This is a genomic window from Bacillus sp. Bvel1 (assembly GCF_014872755.1).
Classification (GTDB): domain Bacteria; phylum Bacillota; class Bacilli; order Bacillales; family Bacillaceae; genus Bacillus; species Bacillus velezensis.
In genome coordinates, this window is record NZ_JAAOBZ010000008.1 from 921978 (window position 1) to 943127 (window position 21150).

Below are 21150 nucleotides of genomic sequence, written 5' to 3' on the forward strand. Positions count from 1 at the left end.
CCCAGTATTTTACTCGCAATCCTCCTCACCGCTCAACAAAAATGCTTCTTTTTCACATCAATTTTTAAGGTTTTGAAGATTACACCCTCCGCAAGACGTGTTAAACTATAAAAAGATTGTTTACACTACAAAAAAGGACAAGGAGTTATTATGGAAAAAATTCTTATTTTCGGACATCAAAACCCAGACACAGATACCATTTGCTCTGCCATTGCCTACGCTGATCTAAAAAATAAACTCGGCTTCAATGCTGAGCCCGTCCGCCTTGGACAAGTCAACGGCGAAACACAATACGCGCTTGATTATTTCAAGCACGAAAGCCCGCGTTTGGTGGAAACAGCCGCAAACGAAGTAAACGGCGTCATCCTTGTTGACCACAATGAACGCCAGCAAAGCATCAAAGATATCGAAGACGTTCAGGTTCTTGAAGTGATCGACCACCACCGTATCGCCAACTTCGAAACAGCGGAACCTCTTTACTACCGTGCTGAGCCGGTCGGCTGTACGGCTACGATCTTAAACAAAATGTACAAAGAAAATAACGTGAAAATCGAGAAAGAAATTGCTGGCCTCATGCTGTCAGCAATCATTTCCGACTCTCTGTTATTTAAATCTCCGACTTGCACGGAGCAAGATATCGCAGCGGCAAAAGAGCTTGCTGAAATTGCCGGCGTAGATGCGGAAGAGTACGGCTTAAACATGCTGAAAGCGGGCGCCGACTTAAGCAAAAAAACTGTGGAAGAACTGATTTCTCTTGATGCGAAAGAGTTCACGCTCGGCAGCAAAAAAGTCGAAATCGCCCAAGTCAACACAGTTGATATTGAAGATGTCAAAAAGCGGCAGCCGGAATTAGAAGCGGCTCTTTCAAAAGTAATTGCCGAGAAGAACCTTGACCTGTTCCTTCTCGTGATTACGGATATTCTGGAAAACGATTCCCTTGCGCTTGCCATCGGTGATCAAGCGTCAAAAGTGGAAAAAGCATTCAACGTGACGTTAGAAAACAACACGGCTCTTTTAAAAGGCGTCGTATCCAGAAAGAAACAAGTCGTTCCTGTTTTAACAGACGCGATTGCAGAATAACCAAAACACCCCGGCAACCAGCCGGGGTGTTTTTTTTACAGCTCGTTCATCAGACGTCCGTTTTGCAAGCGCTTACTCTAAAATTATTTTGACGCCTATTAATATACAATATATAATATATCACATGTAAGGCGTTCTTTTTTCTAATTATTGTAAGTTGCTATCACAACATCAGAATCGGGGGTGTCTATCCTGGAAAAACACGCTGCTCTTTCTTATTCACGAACAACAGGCATTTGGCTTGTGCTTACAGGAGCTATCTTATGGGGGGTCTCGGGAACGGTTGCCCAGTATCTGTTCCAGCACCGCCATTTTAATACAGAATGGCTGACTTCAGTGCGCCTTCTGGTGTCAGGGGCGCTTCTGCTCGGAATCGCGTACCGCAAAGAAAAAGGACGGATATGGGCTGTTTGGAAAGACAGACGGGACAGAATTCCCCTTCTTTTATTCGGGATTTTCGGAATGTTAGGTGTTCAATACACCTACTTCGCGGCAATTGAGCATGGCAACGCGGCAACAGCTACCGTTCTTCAGTATTTAGGACCGGCGATCATTACATGCTTTTTAGCGATTCGCGCAAAGAGAATTCCTTCAGGAAAAGAGCTGCTCGCCGTCTTATTGGCGGTTGCCGGCACATTCATTTTGGTCACGCACGGGAATGTCGGAAGCCTGTCCATATCCGGTCTGGCCGTCTTTTGGGGAATCAGTTCGGCGTTTGCACTGGCGTTTTACACCCTTCAGCCGCATCGTCTGCTGAAGAAATGGGGATCCGCCATTGTTGTAGGATGGGGCATGCTGATCGGCGGAGCCGCCCTCAGCTTGATCCGCCCGCCCTGGACATTTGAAGGCGAGTGGTCCTTTCCTGCATATGCCGCGATTGTGTTTATCATCATTTTCGGAACGCTCATCGCTTTTTATTGCTACTTGGAAAGCCTGAAATATCTGAGTGCCTCTGAAACCAGCCTGCTCGCCTGTGCAGAGCCGCTGTCGGCAGCTTTTTTAACTGTTATCTGGCTGCATGTTCCCTTCGGAATATCAGAATGGCTGGGTACTTTGCTGATTTTAACCACCATCGCTTTATTATCTATCAAGAAAAAATAACCTCTCTTTTTTAGAGAGGTTTTTTCCTAGGGCCAGAGCACCCCTTAGGCTCAATTACCCATATATTAAAAGGCCTTTTTTCATTTTACTATCATCCAAAAGAGGAAAATAGACCAGTTGTCAATAGAATCAGAGTCTAATAGAATGATGTCGACAAGTAAATCATGCAGGATTGTTACTGATAAAGCAGGCAAGACCTAAAATGTGTTAAGGGCAAAGTGTATTCTTTGGCGTCACCCCATACATATTTTAGGTCTTTTTTTCTGTAACAAACCTGTCATCCATGAATGCAGGAGGATCGAATCGGCAGATCGCAAAAAAAGGTACATACAAAAGGAGACATGAACATGAACATCAAAAAATTTGCAAAACGAGCCACAGTTCTAACTTTTACGACTGCACTTCTGGCAGGGGGAGCGACTCAAGCCTTCGCGAAAGAAAATACCCAAAAACCTTACAAAGAAACGTACGGCGTCTCTCATATCACACGCCATGATATGCTGCAGATCCCTAAACAGCAGCAAAGTGAAAAATACCAAGTGCCTCAATTCGACCCATCAACAATTAAAAATATCGAGTCCGCGAAAGGACTGGATGTGTGGGACAGCTGGCCGCTCCAAAACGCTGACGGAACAGTAGCTGAATACAACGGCTATCACGTCGTGTTTGCTCTTGCCGGAAGCCCGAAAGACGCTGATGACACATCCATCTACATGTTTTATCAAAAAGTCGGCGACAACTCGATCGACAGCTGGAAAAACGCGGGCCGTGTCTTTAAAGACAGCGATAAGTTCGACGCCAACGATGAAATCCTGAAAGAACAGACACAAGAATGGTCCGGTTCTGCAACCTTTACATCTGACGGAAAAATCCGTTTATTCTACACTGACTTTTCCGGTAAACATTACGGCAAACAAAGCCTGACAACGGCGCAGGTAAATGTGTCAAAATCTGATGACACGCTCAAGATCAACGGAGTGGAAGATCATAAAACGATTTTTGACGGCGACGGAAAAACATATCAAAACGTTCAGCAGTTTATCGATGAAGGGAACTATACATCCGGCGACAACCATACGCTGAGAGACCCTCACTACGTTGAAGACAAAGGACATAAATACCTTGTATTCGAAGCCAACACGGGAACAGAAAACGGATACCAAGGCGAAGAATCTTTATTTAACAAAGCGTACTACGGCGGCAGCACAAACTTCTTCCGTAAAGAAAGTCAGAAGCTTCAGCAAAGCGCTAAAAAACGCGATGCTGAATTAGCGAACGGCGCCCTCGGTATGGTAGAGTTAAACGATGATTACACATTGAAAAAAGTCATGAAGCCGCTGATCACTTCAAACACGGTAACTGATGAAATCGAGCGCGCGAATGTTTTCAAAATGAACGGCAAATGGTACCTGTTCACTGATTCACGCGGTTCAAAAATGACGATCGACGGTATTAACTCAAACGATATTTACATGCTTGGTTATGTATCAAACTCTTTAACAGGTCCTTACAAGCCGCTGAACAAAACTGGTCTTGTCCTGCAAATGGGTCTTGATCCTAACGATGTAACGTTCACTTACTCTCACTTCGCAGTGCCGCAAGCCAAAGGCAACAATGTCGTGATCACAAGCTACATGACAAACAGAGGCTTCTTTGAGGATAAAAAGGCGACATTTGCGCCAAGCTTCTTAATGAACATCAAAGGCAAGAAAACATCCGTTGTTAAAAACAGCATCCTTGAACAAGGACAGCTTACGGTTAACAACTAATAACAACAAAAAGAAAATGCCGATACTTCATTGGCATTTTCTTTTATTTCTCAATAAGATGGTGAATTCAATCATGGCACGAAAATGGCCCGTTGTAATATTGATCTTTTTGGGTGCGTTCCTGTTTGTCGGCTTACTGCCGAACAAAAACCACAATTCCTCTGACATAAACAACACGGAGCATAAGAAGGATTACCGGGCGGCGTATCATTTTACGACTCCGGACAAATGGAAAAATGACCCTCAAAAGCCCATTTTTTTCGAGGGGAAATATCATTACTACTATCTTTATAATCGGGATTACCCGAACGGCAACGGCACAGAATGGCGGCACGCCGTATCAGAGGACTTGGTGCACTGGACGGACGAAGGCACGGCTATTCCGAAATACACCAACGAAAACGGCGATATCTGGTCCGGTTCTGTCGTCATTGATAAACACAACACCGCGGGCTTCGGCAAAAACGCGCTGGTCGCCGTCACAACGCAGCCGACAGCCAAAACAAAAGCCCAGGAACAATATTTATGGTACAGCACGGATAAAGGAAAAACGTTTACTTCCTATAGTGATCAGCCCGTTATGAAAAACCCTGGAACTAAGGATTTCCGGGACCCGAAAGTGATATGGGATGAACAGGATGACAAATGGGTGATGGCCATGGCCGAAGGAGAAAAAATCGGTTTTTATGAATCACCCGATTTAAAAAATTGGAAATACACGGGCGGTTTTATCACTCAGCAGATCGGCCTCATCGAATGCCCCGACCTTTATATGATGCGTGCAGATGACGGAACAGCCAAGTGGGTTCTGGGCGCAAGCGCAAACGGCAAACCCGCAGGCAAACCGAATACGTACGCGTATTGGACCGGAAACTTTGACGGGAAGGAATTTACCGCCGATCAAGAAGAACCGCAATGGCTTGATTACGGCTTTGACTGGTACGGCGGCGTCACATTTGAAGACGGTAATAGCGAAGATCCGCTGACAAAACGCTATGCGCTGGCATGGATGAACAATTGGGATTATCCGAATGAAACACCGACACTAAAAAACGGCTTTAACGGCACGGATTCTATCGTCCGTGAAATCCGTCTTCAGCAGCAGGACGGCGGCACATACAGCCTTGTGTCAGAGCCGATTGAAGCATTGAACCAATTAACTTCTTCAACTGACAGCATAGAACACAAACAGGTGAACGGTTCAGAGACACTGCCGATCAAAGGTGATACATATCAGCTTGATATGGATATCGCTTGGTCAGATATCAAAAATGCAGGCGTCAGACTCAGAGAATCAGCAGACCAAAGCCGGCATATTGATGTCGGTATTTCAGCAGAAGACGGCTGTGCCTATGTGAACAGATCGTTTACAGACCAGCCTGATAAAACCGGCGCATACGTCGAAAGCAAAGCTCCATTTGACGGAAACAAAGGGCGCGTCCATCTGAAAATTCTCGTGGATAAAACCAGTATTGAAGTATTTGCAGACGACGGAAAAACCGTTTTGACAAATGAAGTGTTCCCAAAACACGAAGATCAGGGAATCACGCTCTTTTCTGAAGGCGGCTCCGCTGACTTTCAGCATATTGAGATGAAGCATCTCGGTTCGATTCATTCTTAGACGTCCCTCTTCATTTCTAACCGGCGCCCGGACTGTGGTAAAATGCAAATATGTATACTACGATTCATGAGGTGTTCCATTGGATAATCAAAACAAAGAACCTGTGCTGAAAAGAACCATCATGCGGGACGAAGTGTATCGCACACTCAGAAACTGGATCATAACGGGCAAGCTCAAACCGGAAACAAAGTTAAAGGACAAGGATTTGTCGGAAACATTGGGAATCAGCCGCACCCCGATACGGGAAGCCTTATTGCGGCTGGAAGATGACGGCTTGGTGATAACAAAAGCGAACAGATGGACGCTTGTCGCTCCCATTGAGTTAAAAGAAGCGGAAAACTTGTATTCCATCGTCTGGACGCTTGAGAAACTCGCATTGCAGCAAGCCCTCCCGCGTATGGACGATGCCGTGATTCAAGAATTGAAACAGCTGAATGAAAATCTTCTTCAAACGATGAAAGACGGCGATAAAATGGCCGTTCTGGAAGCGGATAATGCATTTCACCATCGCATCATTCTGCTTGCGGACAACGCTGAACTTCACAAATTGCTAGTAAGCCTGAAAGTCAAAATTCAGAGACTGGAAATCCGCTATTTCAGTGAAAATGGCGCTTTAAACAGATCATATAATGAACACTCTGATATCATTCACGCATTAGAACAGCAAGATGCCGCCGCTGCTTTTACAGCGCTTGAAGCGAATTGGAAAAACAGTTTAGAACGGCTGCAAAACATGGCATAGCAAACGAAAAAGCCAAATCACTCATATGATTTGGCTCTTTTACGGATATCACAAGACAGCCGCGTTGGCTGTCTTGTTTACTTTTTGTTTATATATAAATAAATACCGTAATCCGTCGGCACAGAAGCATACCCCATCTGTCTGAGCATGGCTGTTATATTCCCGCGGTGATACGTTCCGTGGTTCACAACATGGAGGATCATATCGGCCGCTGCGGTTTTCATGATGTCACCTGACGGATGCTCTATTTCAAGGGGGAGACTGATATTTTCCTCCTTTTGCAAAAATAGTCGATATCGGTCTGATAATTCCAAAAATAGATCTTCCAGCTCTTCTATCTCTTTAGACAAGATGTCCTCTTTTTGCTGTTCAGCTGATTTCAGCGTATCCTCCAGACGCTCTCCGGAGAACACATCAAACCACCCCTTATCCGACAGATACACATGAGTCAATACACCGGCTATCGACGGAAAGACACTTTGAATCTCCTTACGGTACACATCCTCCGGAAGCTCTTTAAGCCGGGTGAATATTTGCTGATTTGCCCAAAGATGATAATCATACAATTGCAGTGCCAGATGTCCCACATTACCCTCTCCTCTCTCGATATAGAACGTACGTTCCTAATTATACTACACTACATGCCGCTCTGTACCATTTTCTTCATTCGCAGCTGAGAAAATCCGATAAAAGCCGAAATTAATAAGAGAAGGCCTGCGCCAATATAAATAAACCGCACGCCGAATACATCCGAGATAATCCCCGTTCCGATAATGGAAAACATAAAAATGAACTGAACTAAAGCTGATCTCGCCGCTAATATATTGACCCGTGTCTTTTCGGTCGTGATATTTTGAAGTAATGTTTCCTGCGTGAGATCTCGTAATACACAAGCCGGCCCCATACACAGCACCAGAAAAAGGGCCGTAACGGCGCTTGTGATCAGCCCGTAAATAAACGTGAACATTCCATATGCCAAGGCTCCCGTCAGCATAAGCGGAATGAGATGATGCTGAAGCTTACCGGATAACTTATAGATGATCAGTCCGCCGATCATCGTCCCTGCATAATAGACTCCGTTGACATACCCCCACCAAGCCTCTCCTTTATGAAGGACGTCATGCACATAAGTTAAGGACACAGACCCGATCCATATCATGCCTGCCCACGATTCGATCACATCCATCACAATGAGAACCTTGAGCTGTTTTTGCTGAAATAAATACACCCAGCCGCTTGCCGCATCTGCAAAAAGGGAACGTTCCCTGACTGCTGCCGGCGCACACATGCGTACTTGAAGAAACAGAATGATGCCCAACACCGAAGAAACCAATAACATGACAGTGACGATCATTGTATCGCTCTCTCCCAGGAACGCTATGATGACGCCGCCCAGAGACCACCCCGCAAACTGAACGGTCTGATCCGCCGCCGATAATAAACTGTTCGCTTTCGCCCTTCGATCAGGAGGAATGATTTCCCCAATCAGCGCGCTTTTTATCGGAGCAAACCATCCGTTGCAAAAAGAAATGCCTCCGATCAGACAAAACAGCAGAAAAAAGAATGCGGATGAACCGGTTTGGATGACAAAAAACAAACAGACTAACAGTGTGATCTGTATCAATTGAGAACTGATTAACAAAGAACGAAGCGTGAACCGACCGGTGACCAGCGGCAAAACGGCGCTGCCCAATACGCGGCATACAATGCTGACGAGCGTCATAAGAGAGGCCATCGCCGTCGAACCGGTTTTTGTAAACAAAAACAAGATGACGGCCATCGTATAAAGTGAAAACCCCAAGTTGATAGCGGTCTGGCTGTATAAAATAGCGTAATACGCTCTCTTCATATTCATCCTCTGCAACCCCACTCCCTAATTATGTAAATCATACCATATTTGCCGATCAGCTTTTTTTAAAAAAACAGATTGACATGGAGTCCACTCCATCTATTAGGCTTTATTAGCAGAAAGAAGACTTTCAGCAAATAACAATTAAGAAGGAGTAACAGCTGATTTGACATCCCCAATCTATAGTGATGTATATAAGAAATGATTTTCAAAACAGAATAAAAAAAGAGGGCTTCCTTTCCGGAAGCCCTCACTCACTCCGTCTGCTACGCCAATAAAAGAAAAATAAGCGCTAAAACAGCCGGAAGTCCTTGTTTTACGATAATTGATTTGTTTGAAGTAAAGCCTCCGAAAATGGCCGCAATGACCACACAGATGACGAAAAACATTTGAATCATATGGCCAATCGGATCAGCTCCGAGGATCAGTCCCCAAATGAGGCCGGCAGCCAGAAATCCATTATACAGACCTTGATTTGCAAACATGACCGCCACATTCCGATCACCTTCTAAATGCTTCGGCAATTTGAAAGACCGCTTGGCAGCCTTCGAATTGATAAAAAACATTTCAAGTATCATGATAAATATATGTTCTAAAGCTACAATTCCGACGAAAACAGCCGCAATTATGTCCACTGTCCCTCTCCTCTCAGCTTCACTTCAACCTTATTTCCATTGTGCGATTGTTTCGATAGGAAGACGGTAGGAAGCATATCCTTCGTCTGCCGCTTTTCCGATTGATAACAGCATGACCGGTACATAACGCTCTTTATCCATTCCGAAAACCTCGGCAATCTTTTCTTTATCATAGCCGCCGATCGGGTTTGTATCATAGCCGTGCGCACGTGCCGTAAGCATCAGCTGCATGGAAACAAGACCTCCGTCGATCAGAATCGTTTCACGGTTCACTTGCTCCGGCAGTTTTTCAAAATGCGCCGTCAACGCAGCGATTTGTCTGTCTTTTACTTCCTGCGGCATGTAGCCCAGTTCGACCGCTTTTGAATAAATTTCTTCTAAATAGTCATCACTGTTCATATCTGCGAAAACCGCGATCACCGCAGATGATGTGCTGACCTGTGTTTGGTTAAAGCTGGCAAGCGGCGCGAGTTTTTCTTTTCCTTCAGGGCTGTCAATGACGAGGAAACGCCATGGCTGCGCGTTAACTGAAGACGGCGCTGTCGTTGCTTCTTCCAATATTTGTGTCATTTCTTCTTTGCTGATTTTTACGGCCGGATCGTAGTTCCGAATGGAACGGCGCCCTTTCATAATGTCCATAAAGTCGTTTGTTTTCAGTTCTGTTTTCATGTGTAATGCACTCCTATGCTTTCATATTTTCTATATTATTCTGCATCTGCGACAATACGTTTTTTAACATACTGCGTTCTTCCTCGCTGACACCGGCAAGCATTTCCTTTATGAAACGCTCTTTCTCCTTTTTGGAAGCCTCAATTCTCTCCCGCCCCTGATCAGTAAGCCGGACAAGTATAATTCGGTTGTCCTCGGGCTTCCGCCTTCTTGTGACCATTTCTTTGGCTTCAAGCTGTTTCAAGTGTCTTGTCACAGCTGCGCCGTCAATATTCACCTTTTTCTGAAGATCGCTTTGGCTGATCTCATCGACGTAAAAAAGCACGGCGAGAAGCTCAAGGCGGGATTGGCTGATTCCGGTGCACGCTTCAAACTTCGTGCCGATCACTTTGTGCAGTGATTGGAGCTGATACAAAATCTCGCCTTCCTCTGAGCAACATGCTGTCAAAACCCATCCCTACTTTCTTTTGCGCAATTAATTGACTAGTCAATGTTTGATATATCAATAATATACATCCGTTATTCTTTTTTTGCAAGTGTTTTCTCCTTTTTTAAAAAAAGCCGCCGGTGAACGGCAGCTCCTTCTTAATGATTATGGATTTTTCTGAAATTACTGCCTTTTACTTCAGCGACATCATATACCGTCACAAAGGCTTGATTATCAATGTCATTAATAATTTCTTTCAGTTTGGTTTCTTCCAAACGGTTGATGACACATGTGATTTCTTTGAATTTTTCATGAGAAAAACCGCCGTATGCTTCTTTATACGTAGCGCTTCGGCCCAATTCTTCACGAATGGTCTCTACCATTAATGCAGGCTCGTTGGTGATAATCTGAAATGTTTTAGAACCGCTTAAACCTTCCTCAACCACATGGATCACCTTGGATGCGATGTAGTAAGCAATGACGGAAAGCAATGCGCCTTGCAGCCCGAATACAAAAGAAACAAAAATAAACACAAAAATGTTTAAAAATAAAATGAGATCGCTCGTGCCAAACGGCAATTTCCGTGACAGAAGCACAGCCAGCATATCAATTCCATCTAAGGCGCCGCCGTTGCGCAATGCCAATCCCATTCCCAAGCCGAGAATAATCCCGCCGACAACGGTGATTAACAGGGTATCTCCCTCAATGATAGCCGGCGTGTGGTGGAAAAAACTCGTGCCCGCGGCAAGTGAGACAATACCGATAATTGATAGAAACGCAAAACCTTTCCCGATTTGCTTATATCCTAACCAGACAAACGGTATATTAATCACCGCAATCAAGATCCCAAGAGGCAAATGAAAGAGCTGTGAACCGACAATGCTGAGCCCGGTTACACCGCCGTCAGATACACTATTCGGAATCAGTACGGTTTCCAGTCCATACGCGGCAATAATTCCGCCGATGATGACCATGATGGCCCGTACGATTGATTTGGCTCTGAATTTCTTACGTCTTTGTTTTTCGATTGTACTCATATCATTCCCCGCTTCAATTATTTTGTCTTATTTAAATATACCATAATTGATACTTTTCGTTAAAAATAAGCCTATCGGCTAGTTGAAGCAGGAACCGAGGAAGGAGATTTCACAGATAACGTATCCATTTATGACTTTAATCATTCACAACGCAATCATTCAGTAAAAGGAATTATCATCCATTAATAGTCTCTTTTGTTTCCCTTCTTCACATATTCCCAATCATGCTCTATATTTTTTCTCACCCGCTGAAGAAGGCTGAAAATGGTTTCTTTTTCCTCAGACGTAAAGCCGGACAGGGCTACTTCCGCAGAGTGCTCTCCTTCTCTTTGCAATAACGGATAAACCTTTCTCCCTTTTTCGGTCGGGAAAAGTTTTTTTATTTTTTTATTTTGATCATCAGGACGCTTTTCAACAAATCCTTGTATTTCCAGTTTTTTGATCGCTCTCGCCGCTGTTGTTCGATCAACTTTAATCATTTCCGCCAGTTTTTCCTGTATCACTCCCGGGTTTTCACATATACGCACAAGATAGAGATACTGCCCTTTTGTTAAGTCTAATTCTTTAAATTCAATATTGCTGATGGAATCCAATGCCCGTGCGATCATGCCGATTTCCCGCAAAATATCAGTCATATCTTTTCAAACCCTTCATGTTTTTGTTGCACTTGCAATATAAATGTTTCGTCGTTACTTCTATAAGACCACAAGCAAGCCGTGCAGTCCAGACTAATATGTGAAAAGGATTGATTGATCATGAGGATAAAAAGAATAACAACGGAAATTGATTTGCAAGCAGCGCTTGAGATGAGAAAAGCAGTATTCATTGAGGAACAGCAAGTACCTGAATCCGATGAATTTGATCAGTTCGATACGCTTGGGGAACAGTGCGGGCATGTCTTGGTTTATCATGAGAATCAGCCTGCCGGCACAGGACGGATCCGCATCGTAAACCAAACAGGCAAGCTCGAACGAATCTGCATCCTGAAGCCTTACCGCAAATACGGGTTGGGCAAAGTAATCATAAGCGAATGAGAAAACATGGTAAAAGAAAAAGGCATCACCCAATGTAAACTGAATGGACAAACACATGCGGAAGGCTTTTATCACATCTTAAATAGTCCGATTAAAATCTATTAATAATTAACAGTTGAAGAGATGGTGAAAAAAGCTGATTCTCTCTATTATGGACTCCTGCCGCGTTACATTTTTTCTATCTTCACATATCTTTACTACTAAGTACGTTTAAATTGATTTCAGGAGGAGATATGAAGTGGAAGAAACGAGTATGGAGCCATCACGACTCTGCAAAGAATTTGCAAGAATTCTCAATTCAACGCCCAGTGTCGTAAATGGCGTATGTACGGCGACAAGATTTCGAAGCAACATTCACCCGGTGGTACTCGGAAGAAGAGCCGAGGCATTTCCTTTTATTCCTCAGGCCTTTTCATTTGAAAGCATGGACTCGGAAGGCAGAGCCTTATGTTTAGGTGAGACTGTTTTACTGCAAGAAGAAGTGAACCCATTAATGAGTGAACTGCGCAAATTCGGTATCATCGTAACTGCCGTTCATAACCATTGGCTGTTTGATAAACCGCGTCTGATGTTTATGCATTTTGAATCAATTGACAAACCTCTCAATTTTGCAAGAAAAGTGAGAGAGGCCCTGAGAGTTCTGACTACTAAAACTGTGCGTGCGGTACCAAAAACTGACGGGGAAATGATTGAACGGCATGGTCTTTGTGACGAATTCAACGATATTCTGGGCGGAACCATGCATACGTTTGAAAATGGAATTTGTACAGTAATGAGATCACGAACGAATATAAAACCGGTTGTACTGGGACGGCCCGGAAGATCATTTTTGCTCATTCCGCAAATGTTTTCATTTGAATCAATGACAAAAGACGGCCGTGCTCTTTGCAGCGGAGAAACTGTAATTCTGCAAAAAGAAATCAATCCATTTATCAGCGCTCTTCGGAAACATGATCTGATTGTAACGTCTCTACACAATCACTGGCTGTTTGACAAACCGAGACTGATGTATATTCATTTCGAAGCGATTGATAAACCTGTCAACTTCGCCTTAAAAGTAAGAAATGCTTTAAAAGTGCTTACTGATAAAGAGGTCGAAGGTTAGCATGTTTCTAAGTATCAAAAAGCGATTCATATAATCGCTTTTACATATGATCAGCCGAAAACAAAAAAGAGGTCAGACATTTGTGTTAAAAAACAGCCTTATAGGCTGTCGTTTTGTGTATATTCTATTGATGAGTTTATACTACTTCATCCCGCATTCCATACAAGCTCTTTATTTCTCAATGGCTTTCTACATGCCGCTGTGCAAACACCTTCTTAGCCACTGAAAGAGCATTAAGTACACGCGGGAAGCCTGTATAAGGAACCAATTGGGTGATACTCTCTACAATCTCAGTCGGTGTTAATCCGGATGTAAGCCCTGTATTGATATGAAGTTCAAGCTGCGGCTCGGTTCCTTGCGTTACAAGGGATGAAATGGTAACAAGCGCACGTTGTTGATTGGTTAATCCCGGTCGTGAATATATATCTCCGTAAGCAAATTCTATAATGTACTTACTTACATCTGGAGCGATATCTTTCAAGTCTTCAGAAATCTTTAAATGCGTAGAGATTTTATCATCGCTTGTTAAAGTGTACTCCATTAATTTGTCTAAACCTTGCTGGTAACGGCTTTGTTCCATTTGAAATTCCTCCTGAAAGGTACTTATTTCCTGACATAAGATAATATATCGCAGCCCTCTCTAACCGTAAAATACATAAAAACTATAAAAACCATTCATTTTTTTCATGAGTGATCTTAGTCTACGTAATTACTCTTACAAAAAGATGAAATATACCGGATAAATTCGCGTACTGCGTGTGAAACGTATTTTCCTTTTTTTAAAATAATTGCCACTTTCCAAGGAATGGATGGGTTAACAATGGAGATTGCCTTAACTAAACTTTGATCAGTCTTTTTCACTATTGACTGAGGGAAAATGGAAATACCTAGTTCTTCTCCAATCATTTCGCTGATAAAATCCCATTGAGAACTTTCATAAACAATATTTGGACGAAAACCGGCTCTAATACACTCCTGAATAATCCGATCGTGAAGAGAAAAGTCTTCACTAAACAGGATGAAAGGTTCATTTTTCAAGTCTTGCATTTCCACAATCTCTTTATGAACAAGCGGGTGAGCGGAATGAACGAAGAGCATCAGTTCTTCATTAAGCAATGGAATGATATCAAACTGCTCTTTGTCCACTGGTTCAATAACCACGCCAAGATCCAGTACTCCATCTTCAACCTCCTGTTTCACCTTGTTTCCTCCATGTTCTATCAGCTTGATGTTCACATCAGGATACAATTGTTTAAACCCTCTAATGATTTTAGGAAAAAACAAGACACCGATCAGCGGCGGTATTCCAATTTTCACTTTTCCTTTTTTTAAATGCAAAAGATCGTATAAGTTCGTCGACAAGTCATCTAATGACTTCATAATCATTTGGCCTTGCTCAAATACAATTTCGCCCGCATCTGTCAAAGCGATTTGTCTAGCGGATCGATCAATGAGCTCAACCTTTAATTCCTCTTCCAAACTTTTAACCATCTTACTTAAGGCAGGCTGTGACAAATGCAGATTTTCTGATGCCTTAGTAAAACTGTTGGATTTAGCAACTTCAAGAAAGTATGTGATTTGGCGTATATCCATCGTATGATCTCCATTCCATAAGTTTAACGAATACATTATATTCTTTTTATTCATTTTACTTATACAATTGCCGGGTGTAAACTTTTAGGAGACCAAAATGTTTCCTGGAGGGGTTACTATGAGTAAATTATTAGAAAGTAAAGTTGCTCTTGTTACAGGCGCGGCTAGCGGAATTGGTTTAGAAATTGCACGTGAATTCGCTAAAGAAGGCGCAAAAGTGGTAATTTCCGATTTGAACGAAAAAGCCGTGCATCATGCAGCTGAGGAACTTAAGGGACAAGGATATGAAGTCCTGCCTGCGGTTTGTGATGTAACAAACGAAGAACAAGTTGAAAAAAGTTTCTCTAAGACACTTGAAACCTTTGGGCGATTGGATATTCTGGTAAACAATGCGGGGATTCAGCATGTGTCAGATATAGAAAACTTCCCGACTGATAAATTTGAATTTATGCTGAAATTAATGCTTACTGCTCCTTTTGGTGCGACAAAAAGAGCGTTCCCTTTGATGAAAAAACAAAAATTTGGCCGCATCATCAATATGGCTTCCATAAATGGTTTAATTGGTTTTGCAGGGAAAGCAGCTTATTGCAGCGCTAAACACGGTTTGATCGGTTTAACTAAAGTATCAGCATTAGAAGGAGCGGAATACGGAATTACTGTCAATGCCTTGTGTCCGGGATATATCGACACTCCATTGGTACAAAACCAGTTACAAGATATTGCAGAGACTAGAGGCATTTCTATAGAAAAGGTGTTTGAAGAAGTCATTTACCCCTTGGTTCCTCAAAAACGTTTGTTAGCCGTGCAAGAAATCGCTGATTACGCAGTATTCCTCGCCAGTGACAAAGCTAAAGGAGTTACAGGGCAGGCCGTCGTAATGGATGGCGGCTATACAGCCCAATAATCTAAATTTCATCTGCAGGAGTAATAGTGCTTTGGATTAAATGATTTACTCTTCAAGAACCAAGCCGATGGTTTTTTAGGAAAGACATAGCTATACAGATTGAAGTTTGATATATATTTGGTATATTAACTTAAGAAAAGCCGCCCTGTTGGCGGCTTTTTTATCCTGAATCCTGTAATGTGAAAATGTTAAAAAGCAACGGAATAGTTGTTGTCTTGCAGAATGCGAAGAAGCTGTTGGGGCTTTCACAAAGTATGTCGGTGAAGCTGCAGATAAGTGTGTAAGATTCCCCTCTCCCCATAATGCGCCCGCACTTTTCATCTCAGCAGCATGAGCATCCGGCAGAGTAGAATTAATACTATTCTGCTTCAATTTATCTTCAATGGTTGGCTGTTATATCAATCTGCAATTAAAAATCAAAGTTTTTCAGGAAATATTTCAACAAATCTCAATAAAGACCGGTATATTAACTTAAATAATTTTGAAGACTTCTGCTAGTGACGGTTTTAAAGATAATCTCTCTCTTACAGCTCTTTGAATATCAAGTTGTCCTAAGTATTTTTTAACCAGCACCCCAACCGTAGTCAGCGAACAATCCGCGTGTCATTGGTGTCATGTCTCTTTCTATTAAAGTAATCATGATAAATTTATCTGCTTGCCAATTCCTTAATCATCAAACCCAATTCATAAATTCCCTTTTGAAGGTCTTCAAGAGATGCATAAGCATATGATAAGCGAATATAATTCCCTTTTTCCTCAGCATAGATCCTGCCGAGATTGAGCAGAATCCCTTTTGATAAGGCTTTGGTATAAAGTAATTTCATGGATATGGAAGGCAATATTTTTACCCAGACAAAGAATCCTCCCTTTGGGATATTCCATGTCGCCACATCTTTCAAATGAGTTTCTAAAACACTCAAGGCCAATTCTCTTCTCACCTTTAATTGACTTCTCACCTGTTCTAGATGCTGCTGGTATTCACCGGATATAAACCACTCTGCCGCTACTCTCTGGGATAACGAACTGGAGCCGTAATCTGTTTGCATTTTTATGTCGGATAAACGTTCAATCACTGGTTCCGGCCCGACAATCCAGCCAATCCTCAAGCCCGGACTTAATGTTTTCGATAAACTGCCTATGTAAAGCACATGCCCATTTTTATCTATTGTTTTAATAGGATCCGGGGGAATCTCATCTATCCATAACTCACGATAAATGTCATCTTCAATAATGGGAAGCTGTGTATTCTCACTTGCCGCAAGGATTTCTTCTCGTCTCTTTTTTGACATTAAAATACCTGTCGGGTTTTGAAAACAAGGATTTGTATATAATATAGCCCTCCCCCGTTCCCCCCTTGCCATGCGGATATGTTCCGGCAAAATTCCATCATGATCCATAGGAACTCCAGTCAGCTTCATACCGGCTGATTGAAATACGTGTAATGAATAAAGATAGGAAGGCTGATCAAGATAAACGGTCGATCCCCTTTGTAAAAGCCCCATTGATATAAGCTGTAAGGCTTGCAGTGCGCCCGAAACAATAAGAATGGAAGAAGGAGAAGCTTGAATGCCGATTGTTCTTAAATAGCCGCTTAATGCCTCTCTCAAAGGCAAATATCCTTTTGGTTCCTCATATCCGAATGCCTCTATGTTTTGAGATACCTTTCCCATGATCTCTTTCATAACAGCTAAAGGAAAAATCTCATGTGAAAGTTCTCCTTTACTGAGCTGTATAAGATCAGAATTTGATTCTGATTTATTGATCTCTTGAACGATTTTTTGGCTTGGCTGCTGAATTCCGGAGGTTACATACTGATCCCAATCGGGAGCGGAATTCTTAGCCAAAAGTGTCCATGTATTGTTCGTAACAACTGTCCCTTTGCCCATTCTGCCTTCGATTAATCCATCCGCCGTCAATTCCTCTAAAGCTGTAATGACTGTGCTCCTGTTCACCTCAAAGTGTTTGGCAAGCGTGCGCTGGCTTGGAATCTTACTTCCGATCGGCCATTCTCCATTTCCTATTTTCTCTTTTATAAATTGAATGATTTGTATGTACTTAGGAAGCTTTCTCATCTTTTTTTCTTCTGGAGCGCTCATTAAAAGGGTCCTCCTTAAAGTGGTTGGGTCAAAATCTATTTAACTGGTTGAAGTCATCTCATCAAATCTTTATTAATATAGAAAAACATTAAATAACTGGTTGGTTTTTGTAAAGAGGAGTGAGAAAGATGAGAAAGAAAACAGTTCGAATCGGCATAGCTTACAGTCTGATGATTGGGTTGTGGGCATCAGCTTTCCCGGGAATTCGCGCGGGTCTTGAGAGTTACACGCCGGAACACCTTGCTTTGTTTCGCTTGTTGATTGGGTCAATGGCATTGTTGGTTTTTGCTGTTTTGACTCATATGCGTTTGCCTGACATGAAGGATATCCCCGCTATTTTATCGTTAGGGTTTTTAGGTTTTGCACTATATCACATTTTGCTGAATATCGGAGAAAAAACTGTCAACGCAGGAGTTGCGAGCTTACTCGTGACCATGACACCTATTTTTTCTGCAATGTTATCCCGTCTGTTTTTTGGTGAACATTTCGGTTTTTATAAATGGGTCGGCTCTATCATTAGTTTATTGGGTGTATCGATCATTTCTTTCGGGGCAGGAAACTATACAAATTCAGTGAACGGCATTTTGTTAATCCTGCTGGCAGCTTTTTCGGAGAGTATTTATTTCGTTTTTCAAGCCCGCTATATAAAAAAATATGGATTTATCCCATTCGTTACATTCACTATTTGGGGCGGGACAATACCTATGCTTGTATTTCTGCCTGGCTTAGGGGAAGAGTTTTTGAACGCTTCAATGAACTCAACATTGTCTATCGTTTACTTAGGCTTATTACCAACGGTTGTGCCTTACTTTGCACTTGCGTATATCACTTCACTCGTCGGTGCTTCAGAAGCAGCCATTTCACTTTATTTAACACCAGCCATAACCTTGGTCATTTCTTGGGTGTGGTTAGGTGAAGTACCTGCGTTTATTGCACTGACAGGCGGGATGGTTACAGTCGCCGGGGTGTGTTTCACCTATCTAACAGTAAATAAAAAGATAAAGATTTTAAATCCTTATTTCTTATCTAAAAAGCAATAAAGCAGATGACATTTAACCCTGAAAATAGAGTCATAAGCAGTTCTCCTTTTTAATACTTGGGTTTCGAAGGCTTCTTCTCCCCAAGGGTGCCAGTTTACGGGGTTGTGGGCGTTACCTTTGTTCAAGAAAACTTGTTGCAAGCAAATTCCCCCACTCCCGTAAAGAATTTTGAAAACTTACATGGCAGATTGAACATTTCTTGACAAAGTTAAAATGTAAAAAGATACAAAGTGTCTATTGATTAAATTATTCTTTTCGTTTTTATTGCGGTTATTGTATGTCTTGTGTTTCTTGACAGGTTTTTCATTTTCACAAATAAAAAAACACGCTGGAAAGATGCTCTAACGTGTCATGATTTACTTCAAATGAGATATTGTTCAACCCATTTTCTTGCAATGTTTTAATGTTGTTTACTAAATCGGGTAATTCAGCAACTGCTGATTCTAATGATGCCACTCCAATTACATTTATTTTCCTTGGATTCGGTGCGTCGAGATCTAAAGGGACGTCCTCATTGGCAGGTATTAATCCGGGTTCATAAGCAAAAGAAAGACTTTGAGCAATTATCCTCTTCACTCCAATTTCATGACACGCATCAACAGTATTTCGCGCACCTATAATTCTGATTCTCGCTTTTTCTTCAAGATTGTAACCTGTTAAAGAGGTAAACTGATGGACAACAACCTCAGGTTAAATTTTCCTAAAAGCATTAAGAACAGCATCTCGATCCATTGCATCTGCTTTTACAGGAGTTACCCCTATTCTTTTGAGGAACGTGTTCGACCGGTTACCTCGGGTCAATGCAAATACTGGATAGCCGTTTTGTATTAATTTAGGAAGAAGGGACCGACCAAGCAACAATGATCTTCATGCTATACCTTATTTACCTGCCAATCTTGAAGCAGCTTCTTCAACTTCTTTATTTGCTTTTTGTAAAACATCCTCCGGACTCAGTAAAGCTGTTCCTTGCACTCGGATAATTTGATAATCCTCAATACCGAGGAAATTGAACATTGATTTCAGATATTTATTTGAGTATTCAACTTCTTCATACCAGTCATCATTTGTATAAATTGATCCGCTAGCTTGTATGACAAGCATTCTTCGTCCATCTTTAAGAAGACCTACTGACCCAGTGTCAGTATATTTAAATGTTTCACGTGCGATCATAATATTGTCCATATAGTCTTTTAATTTTGATGGAATATTGAAATTATGCAAAGGCAAAACAATGACATACGTTTTTGCACTTTTGAATTGTTTCAATACTTCTGTCATGCGTTCTGTTACTTTTTGTTCATCGCTTGTCAGTTCTTCGCCTTTTCCTGCCTTATCCCATGCACTTAAAACTGTTTTATCAATCATAGGCACATCATCACTATATAAGTTAATTTGCTCAAGCTCTTCACTCTCTGGAATTAATTCTTTGTAAGCCTCTAAAAAGTGGTTCATTACCCGTAAACTGTATGATGACGTATCATCTACTTTTGGATGTGCGTTAATGATAAGTGTTTTGCTCATTTGAAACTCTCCTTTTATTTTATATTAAAGACTATATTAATCGACGATTAACTTGGTCACTAATATAAACCTTGTATTTTATTTTGTCAAACGGAACAAATAGTATCTGAAGAAGGGTTTTAAGATTGACTATCATCAAAAATACTCCTAAGATACAATGTGATAAACCTTAAAATCAAAAGCAGGTGAGTTTATATGCAGTACAGTGTTGGGGTTGAATATGCTTTACATTGTCTGGTTTATTTAATAGATGTTCCCTCCAAGGAAAGTGTCGGGATTCGGGACCTTGCAGAGTTCCAAGGACTTTCAGAAACATTTCTTTCAAAAGTTTTCGGTAAATTATCTAAAGCTGGTATTGTAAATTCTGTCCCTGGTGTAAAGGGAGGATATAGGTTAGCAAAATCCCCGGAGGATATTTCCTTTTGGGATGTAATAGAGGCTGTTGAAGGACCAAAACCCATTTTTCAATGTAAAAATATTGTAAGCAATGGTCTGCTTTATCGAGACAAATGCAACTCTTGTGAATCCAGCAATTCTTCTTGTACAATTAACTTGGTAATGCTTGAAGCAGAAGAACAGATGCGTAATTATCTTCGTAATAAAACGCTCGCATGGTTAAATAAAGAATTGGACGTAGTATTGCCTAAAAAAACAAGGACAGATACTCGGGAATACTTCATAAAAAAAAAGCTCTGACTAAATTAATTAGTCAGAGCTTTTTTGTGCTTCAAGATGCCTTCGGAGAATTTTTACGAAAGTATGGACGAGACAACAAAATGAATAAAACTACAGATTAAGTTTAACACTCCGATTCGGAGAGTCAAAGGTTAATGTTCGCCTTTTTGTTCTACTTTATGAAAGGGTCAGCAATTGCTGATATTATAATAATTAATCAACTCTTTGTGGAATGGATGATAACAAATGACA

General features: G+C 41.7%; 20 protein-coding genes and 1 pseudogene. 10 read left to right on the forward strand and 11 right to left on the reverse strand.

The features are described 5' to 3' along the window. Positions 1 to 150 precede the first annotated feature (150 nt). The 5 genes from HAP68_RS19015 to HAP68_RS19035 all read left to right on the forward strand — a co-directional run bounded on the left by HAP68_RS19015 (position 151) and on the right by HAP68_RS19035 (position 6313). A complete protein-coding gene (locus HAP68_RS19015; protein ID WP_024086034.1) occupies positions 151 to 1080 on the forward strand; it encodes a manganese-dependent inorganic pyrophosphatase in 930 nt (309 codons plus the stop codon). A gap of 183 nt (positions 1081 to 1263) precedes the next feature. Then, positions 1264 to 2181, forward strand: coding sequence for an EamA family transporter (locus HAP68_RS19020; protein WP_283256411.1), 918 nt, complete (start codon positions 1264 to 1266; stop codon positions 2179 to 2181). 347 nt (positions 2182 to 2528) lie between these two features. Next, entirely contained in the window at positions 2529 to 3950 is a 1422-nt protein-coding gene (locus tag HAP68_RS19025) for a glycoside hydrolase family 68 protein (protein WP_014306184.1), read from the forward strand. Positions 3951 to 4011: 61 nt separating this feature from the next. Beyond that, complete coding sequence (locus HAP68_RS19030; RefSeq protein ID WP_024086036.1) at positions 4012 to 5571, forward strand: glycoside hydrolase family 32 protein; 1560 nt, start codon at positions 4012 to 4014, stop codon at positions 5569 to 5571. Between the two features lie 79 nt (positions 5572 to 5650). Then, positions 5651 to 6313 (forward strand): GntR family transcriptional regulator, encoded by a 663-nt coding sequence (locus HAP68_RS19035; RefSeq protein ID WP_014306186.1) that lies wholly within the window; start codon positions 5651 to 5653, stop codon positions 6311 to 6313. A gap of 77 nt (positions 6314 to 6390) precedes the next feature. Here the strand turns inward: HAP68_RS19035 and HAP68_RS19040 are convergent, their stop codons facing one another. From HAP68_RS19040 to HAP68_RS19070, 7 genes are all read right to left on the reverse strand, one after another. Then, positions 6391 to 6900 carry a DinB family protein gene (locus HAP68_RS19040; protein WP_004393042.1) on the reverse strand — a complete coding sequence of 170 codons (510 nt, stop codon included), beginning with the start codon at positions 6898 to 6900 and terminating at the stop codon, positions 6391 to 6393. Between the two features lie 50 nt (positions 6901 to 6950). Continuing rightward, positions 6951 to 8168, reverse strand: coding sequence for an MFS transporter (locus HAP68_RS19045; RefSeq protein WP_024086037.1), 1218 nt, complete (start codon positions 8166 to 8168; stop codon positions 6951 to 6953). A gap of 260 nt (positions 8169 to 8428) precedes the next feature. Continuing rightward, positions 8429 to 8797 carry a DUF1304 domain-containing protein gene (locus HAP68_RS19050; RefSeq protein WP_004393040.1) on the reverse strand — a complete coding sequence of 123 codons (369 nt, stop codon included), beginning with the start codon at positions 8795 to 8797 and terminating at the stop codon, positions 8429 to 8431. A 30-nt stretch (positions 8798 to 8827) separates the two neighbouring features. Further along, positions 8828 to 9466 carry a nitroreductase family protein gene (locus tag HAP68_RS19055; RefSeq protein ID WP_004393039.1) on the reverse strand — a complete coding sequence of 213 codons (639 nt, stop codon included), beginning with the start codon at positions 9464 to 9466 and terminating at the stop codon, positions 8828 to 8830. Between the two features lie 13 nt (positions 9467 to 9479). Further along, positions 9480 to 9914, reverse strand: a complete 435-nt coding sequence (locus HAP68_RS19060) for a MarR family winged helix-turn-helix transcriptional regulator (protein WP_004393037.1) — start codon at positions 9912 to 9914, stop codon at positions 9480 to 9482. Between the two features lie 137 nt (positions 9915 to 10051). Next, positions 10052 to 10930 (reverse strand): YitT family protein, encoded by an 879-nt coding sequence (locus tag HAP68_RS19065; RefSeq protein WP_014306188.1) that lies wholly within the window; start codon positions 10928 to 10930, stop codon positions 10052 to 10054. Between the two features lie 182 nt (positions 10931 to 11112). After that, entirely contained in the window at positions 11113 to 11565 is a 453-nt protein-coding gene (locus HAP68_RS19070; protein ID WP_014306189.1) for a MarR family winged helix-turn-helix transcriptional regulator, read from the reverse strand. 120 nt (positions 11566 to 11685) lie between these two features. On the opposite strand from HAP68_RS19070, the pseudogene HAP68_RS19075 reads away from it, so the two are divergent. Both HAP68_RS19075 and HAP68_RS19080 read left to right on the forward strand, forming a co-directional pair. Further along, positions 11686 to 12069 (forward strand): annotated as a pseudogene (locus tag HAP68_RS19075) (GNAT family N-acetyltransferase). A 133-nt stretch (positions 12070 to 12202) separates the two neighbouring features. Next, entirely contained in the window at positions 12203 to 13069 is an 867-nt protein-coding gene (locus HAP68_RS19080) for a DUF1259 domain-containing protein (protein ID WP_015387422.1), read from the forward strand. 178 nt (positions 13070 to 13247) lie between these two features. Here HAP68_RS19080 and HAP68_RS19085 read toward each other — a convergent pair whose 3' ends face one another. Both HAP68_RS19085 and HAP68_RS19090 read right to left on the reverse strand, forming a co-directional pair. Next, positions 13248 to 13649, reverse strand: coding sequence for a carboxymuconolactone decarboxylase family protein (locus HAP68_RS19085; protein ID WP_014306192.1), 402 nt, complete (start codon positions 13647 to 13649; stop codon positions 13248 to 13250). A 116-nt stretch (positions 13650 to 13765) separates the two neighbouring features. Continuing rightward, positions 13766 to 14662, reverse strand: a complete 897-nt coding sequence (locus HAP68_RS19090; RefSeq protein WP_024086038.1) for a LysR family transcriptional regulator — start codon at positions 14660 to 14662, stop codon at positions 13766 to 13768. A gap of 118 nt (positions 14663 to 14780) precedes the next feature. Between HAP68_RS19090 and HAP68_RS19095 the strand changes: the two genes are divergently transcribed. Beyond that, a complete protein-coding gene (locus tag HAP68_RS19095; RefSeq protein WP_015387420.1) occupies positions 14781 to 15566 on the forward strand; it encodes a 3-hydroxybutyrate dehydrogenase in 786 nt (261 codons plus the stop codon). 647 nt (positions 15567 to 16213) lie between these two features. On the opposite strand, the gene HAP68_RS19100 is transcribed toward HAP68_RS19095, so the two are convergent. Further along, complete coding sequence (locus HAP68_RS19100; RefSeq protein WP_024086039.1) at positions 16214 to 17662, reverse strand: aminotransferase-like domain-containing protein; 1449 nt, start codon at positions 17660 to 17662, stop codon at positions 16214 to 16216. A 128-nt stretch (positions 17663 to 17790) separates the two neighbouring features. Here HAP68_RS19100 and HAP68_RS19105 point away from each other — a divergent pair, with 128 nt between their 5' ends. Next, a complete protein-coding gene (locus tag HAP68_RS19105) occupies positions 17791 to 18702 on the forward strand; it encodes a DMT family transporter (RefSeq protein ID WP_024086040.1) in 912 nt (303 codons plus the stop codon). Positions 18703 to 19581: 879 nt separating this feature from the next. Here HAP68_RS19105 and HAP68_RS19115 read toward each other — a convergent pair. Continuing rightward, positions 19582 to 20223, reverse strand: a complete 642-nt coding sequence (locus HAP68_RS19115; protein ID WP_004393012.1) for an FMN-dependent NADH-azoreductase — start codon at positions 20221 to 20223, stop codon at positions 19582 to 19584. 195 nt (positions 20224 to 20418) lie between these two features. On the opposite strand from HAP68_RS19115, the gene HAP68_RS19120 reads away from it, so the two are divergent. Continuing rightward, the gene (locus HAP68_RS19120) at positions 20419 to 20919 is read left to right on the forward strand and encodes an RrF2 family transcriptional regulator (protein ID WP_024086041.1); all 501 of its coding nucleotides are present in this window, start codon (positions 20419 to 20421) and stop codon (positions 20917 to 20919) included. The last annotated feature ends 231 nt before the right edge of the window (positions 20920 to 21150 follow it).